Source organism: Pseudomonas libanensis, assembly GCF_001439685.1.
In the GTDB taxonomy this organism is placed as follows: domain Bacteria; phylum Pseudomonadota; class Gammaproteobacteria; order Pseudomonadales; family Pseudomonadaceae; genus Aquipseudomonas; species Aquipseudomonas libanensis.
In genome coordinates this window covers 1-21,084 of sequence record NZ_JYLH01000021.1, presented here as the reverse complement: position 1 = coordinate 21,084, position 21,084 = coordinate 1, and the positions used below count along the sequence as shown (strand labels likewise).

At 61.4% G+C, this 21,084-nt stretch carries 16 protein-coding genes and 1 rRNA gene; 11 read left to right on the top strand and 6 right to left on the bottom strand.

All coding sequences use genetic code 11. The features are described from left to right. From TU73_RS25140 to TU73_RS25100, 9 genes are all read left to right on the top strand, one after another. Positions 1-831, top strand: coding sequence for a polysaccharide biosynthesis/export family protein (locus tag TU73_RS25140; protein WP_057014460.1), 831 nt, complete (start codon positions 1-3; stop codon positions 829-831). Between the two features lie 68 nt (positions 832-899). Next, positions 900-2,879, top strand: a complete 1,980-nt coding sequence (locus TU73_RS25135; protein WP_057014459.1) for an exopolysaccharide transport family protein — start codon at positions 900-902, stop codon at positions 2,877-2,879. Beyond that, a complete protein-coding gene (locus TU73_RS25130) occupies positions 2,879-4,060 on the top strand; it encodes a glycosyltransferase (RefSeq protein ID WP_057014458.1) in 1,182 nt (393 codons plus the stop codon). Before TU73_RS25135 ends, TU73_RS25130 begins: the two co-directional genes overlap by 1 nt. Beyond that, positions 4,057-5,397 carry a glycoside hydrolase 5 family protein gene (locus TU73_RS25125; RefSeq protein WP_057014457.1) on the top strand — a complete coding sequence of 447 codons (1,341 nt, stop codon included), beginning with the start codon at positions 4,057-4,059 and terminating at the stop codon, positions 5,395-5,397. The genes TU73_RS25130 and TU73_RS25125 overlap by 4 nt, the downstream gene beginning before the upstream one ends. 22 nt (positions 5,398-5,419) lie before the next feature. After that, positions 5,420-6,634 (top strand): glycosyltransferase family 4 protein, encoded by a 1,215-nt coding sequence (locus TU73_RS25120; RefSeq protein WP_057014456.1) that lies wholly within the window; start codon positions 5,420-5,422, stop codon positions 6,632-6,634. Beyond that, positions 6,625-7,728, top strand: coding sequence for a glycosyltransferase family 4 protein (locus TU73_RS25115; RefSeq protein WP_057014455.1), 1,104 nt, complete (start codon positions 6,625-6,627; stop codon positions 7,726-7,728). Before TU73_RS25120 ends, TU73_RS25115 begins: the two co-directional genes overlap by 10 nt. After that, positions 7,728-9,131 carry an O-antigen ligase family protein gene (locus TU73_RS25110; protein ID WP_057014454.1) on the top strand — a complete coding sequence of 468 codons (1,404 nt, stop codon included), beginning with the start codon at positions 7,728-7,730 and terminating at the stop codon, positions 9,129-9,131. The genes TU73_RS25115 and TU73_RS25110 overlap by 1 nt, the downstream gene beginning before the upstream one ends. After that, entirely contained in the window at positions 9,128-9,949 is an 822-nt protein-coding gene (locus TU73_RS25105) for an acyltransferase (RefSeq protein ID WP_057014453.1), read from the top strand. Before TU73_RS25110 ends, TU73_RS25105 begins: the two co-directional genes overlap by 4 nt. Beyond that, complete coding sequence (locus TU73_RS25100) at positions 9,949-11,355, top strand: lipid II flippase MurJ (RefSeq protein ID WP_057014452.1); 1,407 nt, start codon at positions 9,949-9,951, stop codon at positions 11,353-11,355. Before TU73_RS25105 ends, TU73_RS25100 begins: the two co-directional genes overlap by 1 nt. A gap of 59 nt (positions 11,356-11,414) precedes the next feature. Here TU73_RS25100 and TU73_RS25095 read toward each other — a convergent pair whose 3' ends face one another. The 3 genes from TU73_RS25095 to TU73_RS25085 all read right to left on the bottom strand — a co-directional run bounded on the left by TU73_RS25095 (position 11,415) and on the right by TU73_RS25085 (position 15,208). Beyond that, complete coding sequence (locus TU73_RS25095) at positions 11,415-11,993, bottom strand: DUF4174 domain-containing protein (protein WP_057014451.1); 579 nt, start codon at positions 11,991-11,993, stop codon at positions 11,415-11,417. A 152-nt stretch (positions 11,994-12,145) separates the two neighbouring features. Next, on the bottom strand, positions 12,146-12,778 hold the full coding sequence (locus TU73_RS25090; protein WP_057014450.1) for a glutathione S-transferase N-terminal domain-containing protein: 633 nt from the start codon (positions 12,776-12,778) through the stop codon (positions 12,146-12,148). A gap of 72 nt (positions 12,779-12,850) precedes the next feature. Beyond that, complete coding sequence (locus TU73_RS25085) at positions 12,851-15,208, bottom strand: DNA polymerase II (protein ID WP_057014449.1); 2,358 nt, start codon at positions 15,206-15,208, stop codon at positions 12,851-12,853. A gap of 218 nt (positions 15,209-15,426) precedes the next feature. Here TU73_RS25085 and TU73_RS25080 point away from each other — a divergent pair, with 218 nt between their 5' ends. Continuing rightward, on the top strand, positions 15,427-17,646 hold the full coding sequence (locus TU73_RS25080; RefSeq protein ID WP_057014448.1) for a TonB-dependent receptor: 2,220 nt from the start codon (positions 15,427-15,429) through the stop codon (positions 17,644-17,646). Between the two features lie 42 nt (positions 17,647-17,688). On the opposite strand, the gene TU73_RS25075 is transcribed toward TU73_RS25080, so the two are convergent. After that, a complete protein-coding gene (locus TU73_RS25075) occupies positions 17,689-18,156 on the bottom strand; it encodes an SRPBCC family protein (protein ID WP_057014447.1) in 468 nt (155 codons plus the stop codon). Between the two features lie 99 nt (positions 18,157-18,255). Between TU73_RS25075 and TU73_RS25070 the strand changes: the two genes are divergently transcribed. Beyond that, positions 18,256-18,657: a GFA family protein gene (locus TU73_RS25070; protein WP_057014446.1), complete on the top strand. Its 402-nt coding sequence runs from the start codon at positions 18,256-18,258 to the stop codon at positions 18,655-18,657. 1 nt (position 18,658) lies between these two features. On the opposite strand, the gene mrdA is transcribed toward TU73_RS25070, so the two are convergent. Both mrdA and rrf read right to left on the bottom strand, forming a co-directional pair. Further along, the gene (mrdA, locus tag TU73_RS25065; RefSeq protein ID WP_043050970.1) at positions 18,659-20,551 is read right to left on the bottom strand and encodes a penicillin-binding protein 2; all 1,893 of its coding nucleotides are present in this window, start codon (positions 20,549-20,551) and stop codon (positions 18,659-18,661) included. Between the two features lie 220 nt (positions 20,552-20,771). Further along, a 5S ribosomal RNA gene (rrf, locus tag TU73_RS25060) occupies positions 20,772-20,887 on the bottom strand. Positions 20,888-21,084: the final 197 nt, after the last annotated feature.

The window sequence follows — 21,084 nt, the reverse complement described above, 5'->3', positions numbered from 1 at the left end:
ATGAAGACTATCAACCGACGTTCCCGTCTTACCCTGCTCAGCCTCTTGAGCGCCTCAATCTGGCTGGCGGGTTGTTCGACCCCCGCGCGGGTGCCGCTTCCTGACGACAATACGCTCAAGGCCGGCCATCAAGCGGCGCTGACCCTGGCCGACCTGCCGCCGCCGCAGGTGCTGATCCAGAGCGGCGACTCGCTGCGGATCGTGCGCGACGCCCAGGAACCGGCGGCGGCCGATGACATGACCCTGTTCGTGGTGCGCCCCGACGGCGTGATCTCGGTGCCCAATATTGGCCGGGTCAAGGCCGCCTTGCGCACGCCCGAAGACCTGGGTAAGGAAATCACCGAGAAGTACAAGCGCATCTACCGCGAACCGGCGGTGACGGTGAACATCGCCAGCGCACCGAGCAACAAGGTGTTTATCGGCGGTGCGGTGTCCAACCCGGCGTTTTTCGACTTGGCCGGCAACGTCAGCGTCGAGCAGGCGCTGCTCAGTTCCGGTGGTGTATTGCCCTCGGCGGATGCCTCCAACGTGGCCTTGCTGCGCACCGGCCCGGATGGCAAGTACAGGACGTATTTCATCAGCCTGGAAAGCATGTTGACCAACGCCAATCACCCGCGGGTGGCGTTGCAGCGCGGCGACTTGATCTTTGTGCCGCAGTCGGGCATCGGCGCGACGGTGGAGGCCGTGGATATGTACTTCACCAAGCTGTTTCCGATCAACAAGGGGATTGGGATTGGCTTGAATTATGACCTCAATGATAGCGGCGTAAAAAACAGCGGGAACACGACTAATGGCCCTATAAATGTCTTTCCCTCAGGCACAACTCCTTGATCGTTACCAGATTGAGTTGACTGCAATCTTCGCATTCAGCGTTAAACAATTTTCAATGGAGTAATCCTGTGATCGAAATCCGCTCTCTTCGCGACCTGCTGCGGCTGTTTTTCATCTACCGCCGCGAATTCAAACTGGCAGTGATCACCACGATCGTCGTCGCGGTGCTGGGTGCCTTCCTGTTGCCGGCTCGCTACGAGTCCGACGCGCGCTTGCTGGTCAAGCCGGGGCGGGACAACACCACGTTGCCGATCGAAGCCGCCAACCGCCAGACGCTGATTGCCCCGAGCACCCAGCACGACCCGATTGTCGACGAAGAAAAAATGCTCACGGGCCGGCCCATCGTGCATATCGTTGCCGAGCGCTATATGGCGATGACCTCCGAACCGCCGCAAGGCTTCTGGAAGGTCACTAAGTTCTACGTCAAGAAAGGCGTTGGCGAAGTCATCAATGGCGTGCGCAGTGTGCTGCAGTTTGTGGGCCTTGCCGAGAAACAAAGCCCGATTGAACGCCTGGCGACCTCGCTGGAGAAGAACTTCAAAGCCGGTCACGAGCCGGGCTCTTCGGTGATCGAGATTTCCTTCACCTGGGACGACCCGGCGGTGGCGCAAAAAATCGTCGAGGAATGGGTCAATGCCTACCTTGAGGAACGTGCACGGATCCTCGGGCGCAAGAGCCTGCATACCTTCTATGAAACCGAGCGCGCCAAGGTGGCGGAAAATATCCAAAGCCTGAAGGACCAACTGCAAGGCCGTCTGAAGCAGATCGATTCGATCAGTGTCGATGCGCGCCTGAAGAACCTCACCAGCCAGATCGACCGCGTCACCGACGCCAAGGTCAGCGCACAAAACCAGATCTCGGGGATCCGCAGCCTCCTGGCCAACGCCAGCCAGCAGATCAAGAGCCAGCCGGCGGACGTGGTGACGATGCGCGAAACCAGCCTCAACCCCACCCAACTGGACCTCAAGCGCCAGCTCAATGCGTTGCAAGTGGAGCGGGCACGCCTGTTGCGCACCTACCTGCCGGGCACCCCGCAGGTCAATCAGATCGAGCAGAATATCCGCGACATGGAAGCCCTCAGCGCCCAGGAAGCCACACGCCTGGAACGCTCGCAAAACACCGCGCCCAACAGCCTGGTGATCAACATCAAGCAGCAAGTGATCGACGCCCAATTGCAAGAGCGCAAACTGGCCGGCGAAATCGAGAACTACGACAAGACCCTCGCCGAGCTGCGCGACCAGCGTGACAAGGCGATGACCGATGAGCCGGAACTCAACAAGCTGAGCCAACAACTGCGCGCCGCCGAAAAAAGCTACGCCTTGTACTCGGACAATCTTGAACAGGCACGAATCGATCATGAACTGGACAACAGCCAGATCAGCAACATCGCCCTGATCGAACACGCCACCCTGAACCCGTCACGCGTGTTTCCCAAGAGCCTGCTGATTCTGTTGTTCGCCATTCCCGCCGGCGTGGCCGTGGGCTTCTTGACCATCTATGTGCTGTACCTGCTGGATCAACGCATCCACGATGGCACCCGGTTGCAGGAGATGTTCCATGTGCCGCTGTGGAGCAGCATCCCCGACGTACAAGACGCAACGCCGGCAGCCGTCACCGCCAGCCTCTATCGCCTGTACAGCCTGCTGCCCCTGGAGCGCATCGCCAGTGAAGGCTTTGCCCTGGGCCTGACCTCGGCGCGGCATGGCGAGGGCGTGACGTTTATCGCCTGCCAGCTCAAGCGCCTGTTGGAGGAGCGTGGCCATCGCGTCTCGGTCGATGGGGCAAACGCGCCCACGCCGGGTGAAGTGCTGTTGCTGGATGCCTCGGCCTTGTCGTCCAACCCCCAGGCCTTCCTGACGCTGCGCCGCGCCGACCAGATCGTGCTGGTGATCGAAGCCCGCACCAGCACCGTGCCGACCCTCGAAAATGCCATGTCGCTGCTGACCACCGCGTTCGGCAAAGTCGACGGCATGATCCTCAACCGCCGCCGCTTTGAAGTGCCGGCCAAGGTCCTGGCACGAATCAACAGCTGGCGCGGTGCGGCCTGATGCGTATCGCGCTGCTGGCACCGCTGCCACCGGAGCAGACCGGGATCGCCGATTACGCCGCGCACTTGCGCAGCGCGTTGATCGAACTGGGCCTTGAGGTGGTGACCCCCCTCGCGGGCTGCCAGGACCTGCCTGAACAATTGCGGCGCCTGCAGGCCTTTGACTGGAGCGGCGTGGACCTGGTCCATGCCGAGCTTGGGGGCGGGCGCTTCGGTGAATTCCAGGCGCTGGGCTACCTGCGCCGGGCGCAACCGCACCTGCCCTTGACCGCCACGGTGCATGACCCGGAGCGCTTGATCTGGCGCCGGGCCAAGCTGTTTTTCCCCTTGACCCTGCTCGAACGCCTGCCCCACCCGCTGCCCCAGGCGGCGGCGCTGCTGGCCGACCCGCTGACCTTGCGCGAAGAACGGCGCCTGGCCAAAGGCATGCGCCGCCTGATCACCCTCACCCGCCTGGGCGGCGACTGCCTGCGCGAACGCATGGGCCTGCGCCCGCAGCAAGTGGCGGTAATCGCCCACGGCAACCTGCCCATTGCGCCCCAGGCGTTGCCACCGCTTGCGCCGCTGCGTCTGCTGTATTTCGGCTTTATCTATCGCGGCAAGGGCATTGAGGACCTGCTCCAGGCCCTGGCCCAGTCACTGGCTGCCCACCCCCAATGCCGAGGCCAAATACGCCTGACCCTGGCCGGCGGCACCGCCCCGGAAATGACCTTCGACCCGGCCGGCAACTACCTCGACGGCCTGCGCCAGCAGATCAGCGCGCTGCACCTGGAGGATGTGGTGGACTGGCAGTTGGACCTGCCCTCGACGCAGATCGCCGCTACGATCCAGGCCCACCATGTGATGGTGCTGCCCTACCGCGAATCGAAAAAACTCGGCTTCCTGGGGCAGATGCGTGGCACCAGCGGCGCGCTGTCGTGGGCCAATGCCTGCGGGCGCGGGGTGATCACCTCCAACGCCCGTGCCTTTGCCGAAGAGGTGGCCGGCGGCAATGGCATCACCTATCAGCAGGGCGATATCGATTCCTTGAGCAATGCCTTGAACCGCTTGATCCTCGACCCGCAACAGGCCCGGCAATGGGCCGCCCAGGCTGAGGAAATCGGCCGCCAACGCCAGTGGGCCAACACGGCCCAACGTTTTGCCGAACTCTTTCGGGATGCTTGTGAGGAGCCGTTGCGATGAAGATTTCATCCGTTCGCCCGATGTGGCGTTATCTGCCGCTGGTGCTGGCAATCGCCGTCGGGGGCGCCCTGCTGTCGAGTGAAAAAGTCGATGCGCAACCGGTGAACCTGGCCCCGGAGCGCAGCGTGGCATGGAAGGACTTTCTTGGTGTGAATGCGCACTTTTTGTGGTTCAAGCCCGAGCAGTACCGCAAGCAGATCAACCAATATAAGAAGCTTGGATTGCAATGGGTGCGCGTCGACCTGCACTGGGATCGCCTGGAGCCCAAGGAAGAGGGTTATCAGCTCAGCACTTTCGATGAACTGGAGCGCACCCTGACTGCCGAAAAAATCCGCTCGGTGTTTTACCTGGTGGGCTCGGCGCCCTTTATCACCACCGCCCCCAAGGGCGCGCCGTTCCAGGACCAGTATCGACCACGGGACGCCGACATCTATGCAGCGCGTCTGGCGCTCCTGGCCAAACGCTACCCGAATATTGATGCCTGGCAGGTGTGGAACGAACAGAACCTGCCGAACAACTGGCGCCCCAAAGTCGACGCCAAGGAATACGGGCAATTGTTATTGGCCAGTCACCAGGCCTTGAATATTGCCGCGCCCGGCAAACTGCAGGTCATGGGCGGCATGGCGTACTACAGCCAGATGCCGCCCCGTGGCAAAACCCTGATGTTTGAAGCGCTCGGCGCGTTGGGGGTGCAAAGCCTGGGCATGGTCGCGGCCTATCACCCCTATTCGATGACCCCGGAAACCGATGAGCCGGGCAAGAACGAAGTGCTGCTGCGCGGCGATCAACTCAATGCAATGCTGCACGGCGCCGGGATCAAGCAGGTATGGGCCACTGAATGGGGCTGGTCCAGCTATGCCGGGCCCAAAGAGATGCAGGACCTGATCGGTATCGACGGGCAAGCCGACTACACCTTGCGCCGCCTGGCCTTGATGGCGTCCCAGGACTACCAGAAGATTTTCCTGTTCGCCCTCTCCGACCTCGACGAACGTGCCTCGCCGCGAGACCAGCATTACGGCCTGCTGGACCTCAATGGCGAGCCGAAGCCGGTGTACACCGCCCTCGCCCGCTTCCTCGAGATCACCGGCCCCACTCTTCAACCCGGCGCTACGCCGCAGCTCAAGGATATACCGGACAGCTTCTACAGCGTGGCCTGGACCCGGCCTGACGGCAAGCGCCTGTTGATGTACTGGAGTGCCGAAGGCAGCAGCATCAGCCTGCCCGGGATTAAACGTGCTGAACTGCTGGACCCGCTGACCGGAGCCCGACAGACCCTGAGTGACGACAATGGCATTCGCCCCGTGGTGAAGCCGAGTTTGCAGATACTGGTGTGGTAGCCCCGGGCATGGAGAACGACACATGAGAATCCTATGGATTGTGCCCTACCTGCCGTGGCCGACCACCAGCGGCGGCAAGACCCGGCAGTACCATTTGCTGCGCACCTTGAGTGAGCGCGGGCATCGCATCACGCTGCTGGCGCAATCGAAGACGCCGGCCGATGACGCGGCGCATGCAGCCCTTGAGCCATTGCTCGAGCGCTTGATCGTGGTGCCGCGCCGGCCGCTGAAACACCCGCTGACCCTGCTCGCTGGCGTGTTCGCGCCGTGGCCGCTGTTGACCACGGTCAACGGCCTGTCCGCACCGTTGCAGGCCCAATTTGCACAACTGTTGACCGAACACTGGGACGTGATTCAGGTGGAACACAGCTACAGCCTGCAGCCGTTCATGCGTACCTTGCAGCAGCGTCGGCGCGCGTTTGTGCTGACCGAGCACAACCTGGAATCAAGCCTCGGCGGCGCCACTTACGACCGCTTCCCCAAGTGGGCCGGGCCGTTCGTGCAGTACGACCAATGGCGCTGCCGACAGTGGGAACGCAAGGCGTTCGAGGCCGCCGCCCATGTGATCGCGGTGACCGAGGCGGATGCCCAGGCCATGCGGCCGTTGTCCTCGACGCCGGTGAGCGTGGTGGTCAATGGGGTCGACAGCCGCGCCTTCGCCGAGGTCAGTGCCGACGCGCAAAGCCAGCGCCTGTTGTTTGTCGGCAACTACGAATACGCACCGAACCTGGACGCGGTGCAGTGGCTGCTCGAGGAGATTTTCCCCAGGGTCTGGCGGCAGTGCCCGAATGCCCGCCTGGCGGTGGCCGGTTACGGCTTGCCCGAACACTGGCGCAACCGCTGGCCAGATGAGCGTATCGAGTGGCTGGGATTCGTTCCCGACCTGTGCGCCTTGCAACGCCGCTGTGCCGGGTTTGTCGCCGCGTTGCGCCACGGCGGCGGCTCCAAGCTCAAGGTGCTGGAGGCGATGGCCGCCGGCTTGCCGCTGGTGAGCACCGCCCAGGGCGTCTCCGGTTTGGCAGTACAGCCACAGGCCCATTACCTGGCGGGTGAAAACGCTGAGGCCCTGGCCGACGCCATAGTGCACCTGCTGGATGAACCGTCGTTGGCCCGGCAGCTGGCCGATGCGGCACGCGACTATGCGCGTCAATATCACGACTGGGCGGTGGCCGGTAACGAACTGGAGCATATCTACCGCACCGTGCTCATCTCCAAGGAACCTCAGCCATGCGCGTAGCCCTGGACTATCGCCCCGCCACGGTTGCGCCGTCGTCTGGCATCGCCCGCCAGGTCCTGGCCCTGGAGCACGCCCTGCGCGCACGAGCCAATACCGAGGTGCTGCTGTTCAGCGAAGCCCCCCTGGACCACCCGCAACGCCAGACCGCCGTTTGCCCGGCCTGGGCCAGCCCGCTGGACGGCCTGCAGCGCCCACAAGTGCGCCTGGGTTTCGAGCGCAGGTTTTTGCCCAAGGCCTTGCACGCGCAGCAGATCGACCTCTACATCGCCACCGCCAATATGGGCTTGCCGCTATGCCGCAAACCCGCCGGCACCCGCTATGTGCTGGTACTGCATGACCTGTTTCAACTGACCCACCGCAACTTTCATCGCTCCAGGCTCAAGGCCCTGGCCTATCGCTTGATTGACGGCGCGTCGATTGCCTGGTCGGTGTGGCAGGCTGACCGGGTGTGGTGCCCTTCGCAGTTTTCCTGCAACGAAGCCGCCCGCGTGTTCCCCTGGGCCCGGGCGAAGTTCCGGGTGCTGAGCAATCTGGTACCCGAATTCAATGCAGCGCCAGAGCCGCTGCCGGAAAGCCTGCCGACGCGTTACTGGTTGGTGGTGGGCACCCGGGAACCGCGCAAAAACATGGTGTTTTTCCTGCGCCAATGGCAGGCCTGTCGTGCGGCGAACCCTGATGTACCAGACATGGTACTGGTGGGCCACGCCAGCGATGTACCGGCGGACCTCGGCGCACTGCCGGGCCTGCATTGGTGCAGCGGTTTATCCGACGGCCAACTGCAAGCACTTTACCGGCATGCTGCCTGCCTATGGCAGCCGTCTTATGCCGAGGGCTTTGGCCTGCCGGTGGTGGAAGCCTTGAGTGTCGGCACGCCAGTGGCGGTGGCACGCGGCTCCGCCCTCGATGAAGTCGCGCCGCCCAGCGCCCCGCGTTTCGACCCGCACGATGCCGGGCAACTGCAAGACGTCATGCGGCAACTGGCAGCCCCCGGGGCGACGGTAGACCCGCAACCGCAAATCGACTGGGCCCGGCAATTTGCCGAGCCCGCCTATCGCTCGCGTCTGGACACCTTGCTCAAGGAATTGGACCGCTAATGCTGCCAGGAAAATTCGTTAGTCTGCTCCTGGGCCTGGTCTTCGGCGGCTTGCTGTTGGCCCTGTCGCCGATAAAGGTCCTGCTGGTCGTGGCCGGCATGGGCGTGGCCTTGACCCTGATCCGCTTTCCCCTGTGGGGCTTGCTGATTTTCGCCGTGTTGGCCACCAGCATTCCGTACACCACCCTGGAACTGGGGGTCCGCACCACCGTGAGTGAAGCGGTGCTGGGGCTGACCTGGGTCGGGGTGTTCTGGCAGTCGTTTATCGGCAAGACCCGTGGCTTGATACTGTGGCGTCCGACCGAGCGCGCGCTGATGTGGCTGATGCTGTTCAGCACCATTCCATTTATCTGGGGCATGGTCATCATCCATGCCGAAGGCAATGGACCGGTGAACTGGGTGCGCTGGCTGATGAACCTGTCGTTGCTGTTTATCGTGCCGTTGCTGCTACGCACCGACGCCGACCGCGACAAGGTCGTGGTCGCCCTGCTGCTGGGTAACCTGGCGATGCTGTTGCTGTCGATTTTCATGTTCCTGAAGACACGCAACGCGATGTCGATGATCGATATCCTCACCGACCTCAAGTATGCCCACCCGGAAGCGGTGAAGGATATTTTCTCCGCCAACTACACACGCATGGCCTCGCCCTGGGTGCACCCCAACCTGACCGGTGGCGTGCTGGTGCTGTTTATCCCCCTGGCGCTGTTCTATGGCTGGACCCGCAGTGGCTGGCGCCGGGCACTGGGCCTGGCGGTGGCGGTGCTGGGTTGCGCCGGCCTGCTGCTGAGCATTTCCCGTGGCGCCATCGTGGCCCTGGCGCTGGTCTTGATCTGGCTGACCTACAAGCGCGTGCCTAACAGTGGGCGCATCATCGGTATCGGTTTGGCGTTTGGCATCGCGCTGGTGATGTTCTACCCGCCGCTGCAGGAGCGCTTGATGACCATCTTCTCGAGCACCAACGCCAGTACCGAAATCCGCTTCGACGAATACGCCAGGTTCCCCGACGCCATGTCGAAATTCCCTCTGGGGATCGGCTTCAAGATCGACCCGCCCGTACCTGGCAGCGACCTGTTGGGGATCTCCAACCTGTGGCTGAACTTCATCTATAAGGTCGGCATTCCAGGAATGTTGTTGTTTATCACCGTCACGGTGCTGTGGTGGCGGGAAGTCCGTCCCCTGGGCCAGGTGCGCAAGGTCACCGCCGACAACGCCCTGTGGCTGGGGTGCATTTGTGGCGTGTTGGCAGCGCTGCTGACGGGGCTTTTCGACCACTATTTCAGCTTCACCTTTGTACTGATCGCACTGTTCTGGCTGTTGATGGGCATGAGCCTGCAACAGGTGCGCCTGCGCCCCACCGTGACCGCGACTGTTCCTGTTATTGCGCCAAAGGATGACCAACCATGAAGCACCGGATAATTCACTCTACCGATTTGCGCGACCGCCTCCCTATGCTGGCCGGTGAACTCGGCGTAAGCCTGCCCGACCTGGAAGAAGCGCTGGATTGGTGCCTGGCCAACGACGTGGTGTTTGAAGACGGCGAAGGAGAGAACAAGCGTTTCTGGATCAGCTCCATTGACCTGGAACCGGCCCTTGAGCACCCGGTGGCCCGCCGCCTGTTCCACCGTCTGAAACAGGACCTGCCGTGCCAGCTATTGCCGCGCTACGGCAAAAACTGGGCAACTATCAAGGATCGCTGGCGCAACGCCTGGGACATGGCCTACAACATTTTGATCAACAAGATCCCCAGCCACCATGTGCGCATTGCCTGGCTGCGCCTGGGTGGCGCGAAGATCGGCAAGGGCTCAAGCCTGTGGCGTAACACCGAAGTGCTGGGCATCCACAATCTGGTGGTCGGTGACGATTCGGTTATCGGCTGGCATTGCCAGGTGGACGCACGCGCCGGGCTGGTGATCGGCAACCACGTAGCGATTGCCTCCCACGTGCTGATCATCGCTGGCAGTCATGATTTGCAGGCGCCGGAATTCTGGTCGATTTCCGGGCCAATCTACATCGACGACTACGTGTGGATCGGCAGCCGTGCCTTGATCGGTTTCGGCACCCATCTGGGCCATGGTTCGGTGATAAGCGCCAACACCGTGGTGGCCAAAGCCGTGGCCCCCTACAAAATCATTGGCGGCACAGGCGCCAAAATCATGGGTGAACGTTGCCATGATCTGAACTATAAGGTGGGTGGCAAGGGCCTGTTCACCCTGTTCCACTGATGTTCGGCAGCACCCTCTGGCTGACCCTGGCGACCCTCGCCGGGCTGGTGGCCGGTTTTGCCCGCGAATGGCTGCTGGTGGCGGCCTGGGGCGCCGGCAGTCGCAGCGACGGGTTTCTGGTGGCGGTGTTTTTGCCCGAAGCGCTGCGCATGACCCTGGCCGCCGGCTTGCTCGCAGCGGCAGCCCTGCCCCTTTATCAACAACGCGACCCACAACGCCAGCAAGCCTGGCTGGCCAGCCTGTCTCCACGCCTGCTGGGCGTAGGCCTGGGCCTGTTTGCCGTGCTGGCGCTGGGCGCGCCGCTGTGGGTGCGCCTGATCGGTCCCGGCCTGGACGCTGCGGCCCACGCCGAAGCCGCCGCCAACTTGCGCTGGCTGGCCGCCTGTGCGCCGGGCCTGGTGATGCATGGCTTGTTCAGTATTCCGTTGCAGGCACGCCAACGTTTTGTCCTGCCAGGGCTGGGCTCGTTATTGTTCAACCTGCCGCCCGTGCTTTATCTGTGTTTCCGTGGCAGCACAAGCGACAGCAGCGAACTGGCCATGAGTTTTTTTGCCGGCAGTGTATTGATGTGCCTGCCGTTGCTGATGCCGGTCTGGTCCTTCGGCTGGCGGCCGTGGCAGGTCACTGGCGACGCCCTGGCAGGCCGCGAATTGTTGGGGCGCATCGGGCCATTGCTGGCCAGCAACGTCGCCAGCCAGGGCCTGGCATTGCTCGAGCGATTGATCGCCAGTTACTTGGGGGAAGGCGCCGTCACTTGGGTCAACCTGGCACGCAAACTGATCAATCTGCCGTTGATCGCCCTGATGAGCCTCAACCAGGTACTGCTGGGCATGATGAGCGGCGAACAAGGCCAGCAGCGCCTGGCTCTGCTGCGCCGGGGCCTTGATGCAGCCACCCTGCTCAGCCTGCCCGCCGCCCTCGGCCTGATCGGCGCCAGCCCCGTGCTGATCCATCTGCTGATGCCCGCCCAAAGCGCCGACGGCCCACTACCGGCGCTGCTGGCCTGGTTCGCAACGCCATTGGTGTTCGGCGCCTGGAACGCCATGCTTGCCCGCTACGCCTATGCCGGTGGCGACACGCGTCTACCATTGCGGTGCGAACTGCTGGGCAGTGTGATCAACGCCATACTCCTGCTGCTGTTGCCGTACTTTTTTGGTCTGCCGGGTATTGCACTGGCGGCGTTGGCCGGGGTTGTCATCACCAATCTGCTGCTGATGCAACGCCAGCGATTGCTTGGGCAACTGGGCTGGCCGCTGCAATGGGGGTTGAGCGCAGTATTATTGGGCTTTGCAGCCCTCATATTGCACCCGCTGCACAATGACGGCTGGCAACTGGGCCTGAGTACCTTGACGGGTGCACTGGTATTAGGGGGATTGGCTGGGTGGTTCAAACCATGGAAAGCCTGAAGTAGAACCACCGCTGCAACTGCCTGCGCAGGAGCTGGTAAGCCAGCTCCTGCGCGGACTCAGTCATCCAGCTGTTGAGGAGCAGCCTGCTTGGCTGCCTTACCCGTTTTGGGAGCGTTCTTGCCAGGTGCAGGTTCTGGCGCAGCTGGCGCGGTCGGCGCAGCCGCTTCTTTCTCGGCCATTGGCATCTGGTCGATAGCGCTGAAAAACTCGTTGAGGTCGAGGGTGTCCGGCGGCACGGTCTTCTCGAGTTTCTTCTCACCGTCCTTGCCGATCAGGATCACCTTGGTGCCACTGCCGGCACCCAGCTTGAGGGCACGGATCAGTGCGTTGGTTTCCGGTGGCGTCAGTTTCTTGTTGTCCTTGGCTTCCTTGGCGAACTTCTCACCTTCGGCGCCGATGCTGCCGAACTTCACGGTGTAGAACACCATGTTGCGTTCTTCAAAGGACTGCTTGGTGGCAGGTTCGTCCAGCTGTTTCCTTAGGGTCGCCAAGGTGTCGTTGCCGGAATCCAGCTCCACCACCACCAGCGGCCGGGCCTTGCCCAGGTCCTGCTTGAGCGGATCGATATCATCAGCGGCCAGCAACGGCCCCGTAAAAGCCATCAAGGTAGCCAGGGTCAGCGACCGGATGAGCATGCGCACCTCCTTTGAATTCCATGCAGGGTTCTTGAGTTTCATGTCTGCGACAGCCAAATTCAAGGATGATTCCTACACCACCATGAGAAGCGTAGGTCAGGACGCCCGCTACGCAAGGGTTGGGGGCTGACCAGGGCCATTGTTTCTTCTGGTTACGAGACTTTCCACTGCGGCCAATGCCGGGCAAAAACGGGCGCGACAACAGGGTCGGCGTCCACTCGTTCCAGGGTCTGGGCAAAGCCCGGCGCCAGTCTTGTGAGCTCCTCACGCGCCTCATCCCAACGTGACACTGCCGCCGCCATGATACCCAGTGCATTCGGCACACCGGTGGGCGTGAACAGCTGGTCGGCGAACTGCTCGGCGAACACTACCCATGCCTGGTGCAGGTAGCGCCGAGTGCCCGTGATCAATTGTGCTTGCAGCGCCTCATCCGCGTTGCCCAGCCAGCGTTGCGGGTAGTCGATGATGCCGATTGCCGAATAGCAATTGGCAGCGATGTACAGCAGGCCGCGCAGGATCTGCGTGCGATTGCCAGCCAGCAGCTCGGCTTCGGGATATTCCAGGCCCAGGTGGATCAGGATAGCGGCGCTTTCGGTCAGCACCTGGCCGTCGGGAGTAACCAGGGTGGGGATCTGTTTCAGCGGATTGATGCGTGCGAGCGCGTCGCTGCCCTCGCCTTCCTGCCAGGAGCTGGCGTCCACGCGATGCCACGGCACTGCGCAACGCTGCAGGGCAATTTCGATCATGCAGGAACCGGACTCGTCGGTGCCGTAGAGTGTGTACATGGGCCTTGCTCCTCATCGCAGCATTTTGATTTGCGCTAGCCAAGCCTGGCTAGCGGCCATCCCGAATCAAGTTTAGAACAAGCCCATCTGCCCGCCCACCAGGGTGCCGAAGTCGTCATTCACAAACGGCAGGATCGCATCGGCCACCGGCTGCAATTGTCGGGTGACGTAGTGGTCGTAGTCGATGGGCGCTTGCCGCACTTCCAAGGGTTCAGGGCCGTTAACGCTGATTACATAGCTGATCCAGCCACCGCGCTGGTACTGGCGCGGGCGCCCCAGGCGGTCGTTGTACTCGTCGGCCAGGCGCGCCGCACGTACATGGGGCGGGACGTTGCGCTCGTAGTCGTGCAAAGGCCGGCGCAGGCGCTTGCGGTAGATCAGCAGCTCATCGAATTCGCCGCTCAACGTACGCCGCACGTAGTCGCGTATGTAGTCCTGATGGGGCTGGCGATGGAAGATGCGCTGGTAGAGTTCCTGCTGGAATTGCCGGGCCAGGGGCGACCAGTCGCTGCGCACGGTTTCCAGACCCTTGTAGACCATCTCTTCGCTGCCATCGTCGCGCACGACCAAACCGGCGTAGCGCTTTTTGCTGCCCTCCTCCGCGCCACGGATGGTCGGCATCAGGAAGCGGCTGAAGTGGGTTTCGTATTGCAGCTCCAAGGCGCTTTGCAGGCCGTATTCGTTGCTCAGGTGGGCGCGCCACCAATCGTTGACGTGCTGCACCAGCGCCAGGCCGATGCGATTGGCGTCCTGCGGTGAATGGGCGCTGCCGAGCCAGACGAAGGTGGAGTCGGTGTCGCCGTAGATCACCTCGTAACCCTGGGCCTCCACCAGCTCGCGGGTCTGGCGCATGATCTGGTGCCCACGCAGGGTGATCGAGGACGCCAGCCGCGTGTCGAAGAACCGACAGCCGCTGGAGCCGAGCACGCCATAGAAGGCGTTCATGATGATCTTCAAGGCTTGGGACAGCGGCGCGTTATGTTCGCGCTTAGCCACTTCGCGGCCCTCGGAAACCCGGGTGACGATCGACGGCAAACAATGACGGGTGCGGGAAAAACGCGCGCCGCGAAAACCTTCCACCGACTCACTGTCGTCGGGATACTTGAGGCCTTCGATCAAGCCCACAGGGTCGATCAGGAAGCTGCGGATGATCGATGGGTAGAGGCTTTTATAATCCAGCACCAACACCGACTCGTAGAGACCCGGACGCGAGTCCATGACAAACCCGCCGGGGCTGGCTTGGGGCGGCTTGTCACCCAGGTTCGGCGCGACGAAACCCTGGCGGTGCATCAACGGCATGTACAGGTGGGTGAAGGCGGCGACCGAACCGCCGCTGCGGTCAGCTGGCAATCCGGTGACGCTGGCCCGCTCCAGCAGGAACTTGAGCAGCTCGGTTTTCGCGAAAATCCGCGTGACCAGTTCGCAGTCCTTGAGGTTGTAGCGCGCCAGGGCCGGCTTGTCCTCGGCGAACATGCGGTTGATTTCGTCCATGCGCTGGTACGGCGTGGAGATGTCCTTGCCTTCGCCGAGCAGGGTTTGCGCGACGTTTTCCAGGCTGAAGGATTCGAAGCTCCAGGTGGCCGAGCGCAAGGCTTCGATGCCGTCGATGATCAGCCGTCCCGCCGCCGCGGCGAAGTAATGGTTGCGGCTGCCGTGTTCGCGCCAGGTCATGGCCTCACCGCCACGCCCGAGCAGCAGGGGCACGTTCAGGCGCTGAGCATGTTCGCGGAGCACGCGCAGGTCGAACTGCACCACATTCCAGCCGATGATCGCGTCGGGATCGAAAGTGGCCAGCCATTGGTTGAGGCGTTCGAGCAGTTGAGCACGGGTGTCGCAGTAGTCGAGCTTGAAGTCCACCGCGTCGGGTTTGTTCGGCGGGCCGAGCATGTACACCTGGCGCTCGCCGCAACCCTGGAGGGCAATGGAATACAGATCGCCCTGGGCGGTGGTCTCGATGTCCAGGGACACCAGCTTCAATTGCGGACGGTAGTCGGGAGCGGGCTTCATCTGCGCGTCGAGCAAGGTGCCGTTCGCGTCGGGTGTGCCGCCGAACCAAACGGGGGCGGTGATAAAGCGTTCCATCATGTAGCGTTCGGGTGGGCGTACGTCACCTTCGTAGACATCGACCCCGGCAACGCGCAGGCGCTTTTCGATGTCCATCAACTGGCGGTGCTGGCGGGCATAAAGGCCCAAGACCGGGCGATGGTGGAAGTCGCACAGTTGCAACGGGCGCAGCTCAAGATCGCGCTCGCCCTTGAGCAGCCAATCGAGCGGCTTGCGATACGCCTCGGGGATGAACACCACTGAGGTCTGCGCGGGCAGGCGAATGCAGCGAGGCCCATAGTCGGTGGCCAGCCAGAAACTGACCTCCGTGCCCGCCGGGGTGTCGCGCCAATGCCGGGTCAAAACAAAACCCTGCTGTAAATCCACCGTACCGCACCTCAGGAATCGCGTTAAGGGCGTGATTCTACTCGGCATCCGTGCAAACGCGGCAGGTTAACGAGCATCCAGACGGTCATCTCACAAATTTGTTGCAGATCGTTAATGGCAATCACTATCATCTGCGCCGGAGTCGTATTCGCGCAGTGAGGAAGCGCAACGTCGTTGTCCACTTCCTCACCGTTGACGGTTCGCCGTCAGGATCGATCATGCCCATCTGTAACGCTCGCGCTGTGCCGTTTCGCCCTACCCTGCTTGCCCTTTGCTGTTCCTTGAGTTTTGCTGCACAGGCGGCACCACCAGCGGGTGCGGATAACGCACTGGAGCTAGGCGCTACCAGCATCAATGCCGAAGCGCCCGCGCCTACTGCATTGCCACCCGAGTTTGCAGGTGGCCAGGTGGCACGCGGTGGCCAATTGGGCGTACTGGGCAATCAGGACATCATGGACGTGCCCTTCAGCATGTCCTCCTACACCGAGAAACTGATTCGCGACCAGCAGGCGGAAACTGTCGGCGACGTGTTGCTCAATGACTCTTCCGTGCGTCAGGCCTCCGGGTATGCGAACCAGTCACAGACGTTCATGATCCGTGGCCTGCCGCTGAATGGCGACGACATTTCCTATAACGGCTTGTATGGCATCCTGCCGCGCCAGGTCATCTCCACCGACGCCTTGGAGCGCGTGGAAGTGTTCAAGGGCCCCAACGCCTTTATCAACGGCGTCACCCCCACTGGCTCGGGGATTGGCGGCGGTGTCAACCTGCAACCCAAGCGGGCCGATGATGTGCCACTGCGCCGGTTCAGTACCGACATCAGCAGCGATGGGCGAATTGGCGAGCACTTGGACATTGGCCAGCGCTTCGGCGAAGACAACCGGTTTGGCGCACGGGTCAACCTGTCCCAGCGCGAAGGCGATACCGGCATTGACGATGAAAACCAGCGTTCGAAGCTGTTTGCCGTCGGCCTCGACTACCGCGGCGATGCATTGCGCCTGTCCGGTGATTTTGTGTATCAGAAGCAACGTATCAACGGCGGACGCAACTCGGTATTCCTCGGCAAGATCACCCACGTGCCGGATGCGCCATCGGCAGATACCAACTATGCGCCGAGTTGGAGCAGTACCAACCTTGAAGATACCTTGGGGATGCTGCGCGCCGAGTACGACCTGAACGAAAACTGGACCGCTTACGCGGCAGCCGGTGCCAAGCACAGCCGTGAGATGGGGCGCTACTCGTCAGTGACCCTGAGCGATAATCTCGGCAATGCCCTGGCGAGCCGCTCGACCATCGCCCATGAGGAGAACAATCGCAGCGCAATGGGTGGCCTGAACGGCAAATTCCAGACCGGGGCCATCAGTCACCGACTCAACTTCGGTCTGGCCGGTATTTGGACAGAAGCGCGCAATGCCTATGTGTTCAACGCCGCAGCAACGTCTACCCCAACCAATATCTACAACCCGGTGACCGGCGCGCCGCCCACGTTGAACAGCCCGCGTAACACGCCGGGCACCGATTTCAGCGATCCAACCATCACCGGCAAGACCTTCGTGCGCAGCGCAGCAGTCTCCGACACCCTCGGCTTCTTCGATGACCGCCTGCTGGTGACCCTGGGCGCACGCCGCCAGCAGATGGTGGTACAGAGTTACAACTACATGAGCGGCAGCCGTACCGCCAACTATGACGAATCGATCACCACGCCGGTGTACGGCATCGTGTTCAAGCCATGGGAGCATGTGTCGCTGTATGCCAACCGCATCGAAGGCCTGGCCCAGGGCCCGACGTCGCCGCTCAAATCAGGCGTACTGACGGTCATCGGTGGCGGGCAAGCCTATGCGCCCGCTCGCTCCAAGCAGATCGAAGCCGGCGTCAAGGTGGACATGGGCACCTATGGCGCGACACTGGGTGTCTACCGTATCGAACAGCCTGGCGCGGGTTATGCCGAGGCCATCGACGCCACCACGGCGCGTTACGTGCGTGAAGGCCAGCAGATCAACAAGGGCGTCGAGCTGAACGTCTTCGGCGAACCGGTCAGTGGCCTGCGCTTGCTGGGCGGGGTGACGTTGATGAAGACTGAACTCAAGGGCACCCTCAACGGCGCCAATGACGGTAACCGTGCCATTGGCGTGCCTTCATTCCAACTAAACGCCGGCGTGGATTGGGATGTGCCCGGCCTGCAAGGCGTGAGCCTAAGCGGCCGCATGCTACGCACTGGCGGTCAGTACGCCGATGCAGCCAACAACCTGAGCCTGCCGGCCTGGAACCGCTTCGACGTGGGCGCGCGCTATACCTTCACCCTGGATGAGCGCGATGTGACAGTGGGCGCAACGGTGGAGAACGTTGCCAACGCGAAGTACTGGGAATCGGCCCAGGGCGGCTTCCTGAGCCAGGGGGATCCGCGAGTGGCGAAGTTGTCGGCGACGATTGATTTCTAAACGCGTGAAAACATGGGGGGCTGAACTCCCCCCTGCATCCCATTACTTGGGTGGGGTTTTGCTCAGATAGTTTTCGATATTGCCCATCTGCTCGTCCCAACCACGGGAGTTCATCTTGAAGGCTTTCTGGCGCCGCCCCTTGGGCACGTTATCGAAACCCGATTCGACAACCCGCAACAAGATGCCCGGCGCACGATCCTCAATGGTGAACTCAACAAGGGTCGGTGTTTCCTCATCGTAGTCGACACCCGCGTCTACCGCGTAAGGGTGCCACCAGAAAGAGAACAGCGTTTGCGGCAGGATGCGTTCGATCCTGGCCTTCCACACCACATGTTCGTAGCCTGGGTAGGTAATCGGCGCTTCGATAGTTGCCCCGGCAACAAAGGTTTTGCCCTTGAGCGCGATACCGAACCAATCACCAAATTGCTCAGCCTGCGTCAGTGCCTCCCAAACCTGCTTGCGTGATGCGTTGAGCAGGACTTTTCGTTCGATGCGATCTAATACGTGCATGCGTCACCTCCTCCATTGAACAGTAGGCGACATCGATCAATGCGCAACCTTCAGTTGTGCGCGATGATGATGACCCCATCCTTGACCTGGCCATAGGTTATGACTGACCCATTGAATGGAAGTTGCTTGTGCAAAGCGGTGCGCTACCAGGTGGACAGCCTGGACATGCCGATCAGCCACTGTCACTGCGAGAGCTGCCGCAAGGCGCATGCGGCCGCGTTTGTCGCCACAGCCGGGGTGATGCGCGAACACTTTCGCTGGACCCACGGTGAAGAGCTGCTGTCGTCCTTTGAATCTTCACCGGGCAAACGCCGGCATTTCTGCTCACGCTGCGGCTCACATCTGATCGCCGAACGTGGGCATCAGCCTCACGTGATTGTGCGGGTGGCGACGCTGGATGATGACCCAGGCACCCGGCCCACCTCGCATATCTGGACGTCCCATGAGGTACCCTGGCTTGCCTATGACGGCGTTGAGCGCTGGAACGAATGGAAGGCCTGAGTCAGACGCGTGGGTCGCCTGGCGCCTTGGCGGGTGTCGCATATTGCGGTTTGAGATGACCTTCCTGGTCGAGCAGCCAAGCGTCCATGATCTGTCGAACCACAGGCCCGGCCACACGGCCACCGGCCTCACCGTTTTCGATCATGACTGAAATCACGATTTTCGGATGTTCGGCCGGCGCGAAGCCGACGAACAAGGCGTTATCGCGATGGCGCTCCAACGTCTTGTTGCGGTTGTAGCGCTCACCCTGCTTGATCGCCACTACCTGGGCGGTACCACTCTTGCCGGCGATGCGATATTGGGCACCTTGCGCTGCGGCCCGGGCAATACCACGTGGATCGTGCATCACCAATTGCATGCCGTGGTTGACCTGCTCCCAATCACGCGGATCCTTGAGGACCACGTTGGGCATTGGGTTTTCGTCCACGGGGGGTACGCCATTGATGGTCTTGGCCAGATGTGGCCGGTTCCAGACACCTTTGTTGGCGATCAATGCGGTGGCCTGGGCCAATTGCAACGGCGTTACCTGCATATAGCCCTGGCCGATACCGAGGATCACGGTTTCGCCTGGGAACCATGGCTGGCGACGGGTCGCACGCTTCCAGGCTTGGGATGGCATCAGGCCGGCAGACTCTTCGAACATGTCAAGGGATACTTTCTGACCAAGGCCAAACTCGGCGAGATAGTCGTGCAGGCGGTCGATGCCCAGCTTGTGGGCCAAGTCGTAGAAGTAAGTGTCGTTGGAACGCATGATGGCCGCGTCCATGTCCACCCAGCCGTCGCCGCTGTGATTCCAGTTGCGGTATTTGTGATCGAAGTCCGGCAGCTGGTAGTAACCGGGATCGAACACCCGGGTTTGCGGGGTGACAACGCCACTGTCGAGGCCGGCGATGGCCACTTCCGGCTTGATGGTGGAACCCGGCGCATAGAGCCCACGCAGTACGCGGTTGAACAGTGGGCGGTCGATGGAGTCATGCAGCGCAGCGTATTCCTTGAAACTGATGCCAGTGACGAACAGGTTAGGGTCGAAACTCGGCTTGCTGACCATCGCCAGTACTTCACCGGTTTGCGGGTCCAGGGCCACCACCGAACCACGACGGTCGCCCAAGGCCTCTTCGGCGGCTTCCTGTAGCTTGACGTCGAGGCTAAGGACGATGTTTTTACCAGGGATTGGGTCAGTGTGCTTGAGCACCCGCAATACGCGGCCCTGGGCATTGGTCTCGACCTCTTCGTAACCGACGTGGCCATGCAGTTCGGACTCGTAGAAACGCTCGATCCCGGTCTTGCCAATGGACTGGGTACCGCGGTATTCCACGGAATCGAGAGTCTTGGATTCTTTTTCGTTAATGCGGCCCACGTAGCCAATGGAATGCGCAAAGTGCGCGCCCAGTGGGTAATGACGAACGAATTGTGGCTCGACGTCCACGCCAGGTAGACGGAACTCGTTGACGGCCAACACGGCGATTTGTTCTTCGGTCAACTCATAGAACAACGTGACGGGAACAAACGGGTGACGAGCCTGCTTGAGCGCCTTATCGAACACTGCACGGTCTTCGGCAGGCAGGTGTAGCAGATTGACGATTGCGTCCAGCTCGCCCTTGAGATCGGTGGTGCGCTCGCGGGTGATGGTCAGGTTGTAACTCGGACGGTTGTCGGCCAGCACTACGCCATTGCGGTCATAGATCAAGCCGCGAGTCGGCGTGATGGGCAGTACATGGACCCGGTTGTTTTCGGAAATCGTGGAGTGATAGTCATACTGCACCACCTGCAGGAAATACATGCGCCCTACCAGGGCACAGGTGATGCCAATCACCAACAGCGCACAGGCGAGCAAGCGCTTGTTGACCAGGCGGTTTTCTTTTTCGTGATCTTTGATAGGTATCGGTTCAGGCATTTCTACAGCATCTCGTTGAAAAAGGTCGACGCCGCCTCCTGCGGATAAAGATCAATCCTTGTGAAAATGTGCTGCACCATACCAAAAATGCAGAAACACTTTGCATCGATTTCCCTCAGCGGCAGGTTATTTAATGAGGGGGACGCTGGAGACTGTGACACTTTCCGAGCGCCCAAAACAAAACCCCAACTGCTTTCGCAATTGGGGTTTCGGAATTTAATCTTGACGATGACCTACTCTCACATGGGGAAACCCCACACTACCATCGGCGATGCATCGTTTCACTACTGAGTTCGGGATGGGATCAGGTGGTTCCAATGCTCTATGGTCGTCAAGAAATTCGGGTACTGAGTCGTGGCCAGCTGGCCTCGCTTCAGCAAATTGGGTATGTGACAGCTGTCGGTGCTTTGTGAGCGTCGAACTTTCGGTTCATTTTCGTCTTCACACACCGCAATCTGATGCTCGTTAGAGTAGTCAAATTGCTTGGGTGTTATATGGTCAAGCCTCACGGGCAATTAGTATTGGTTAGCTCA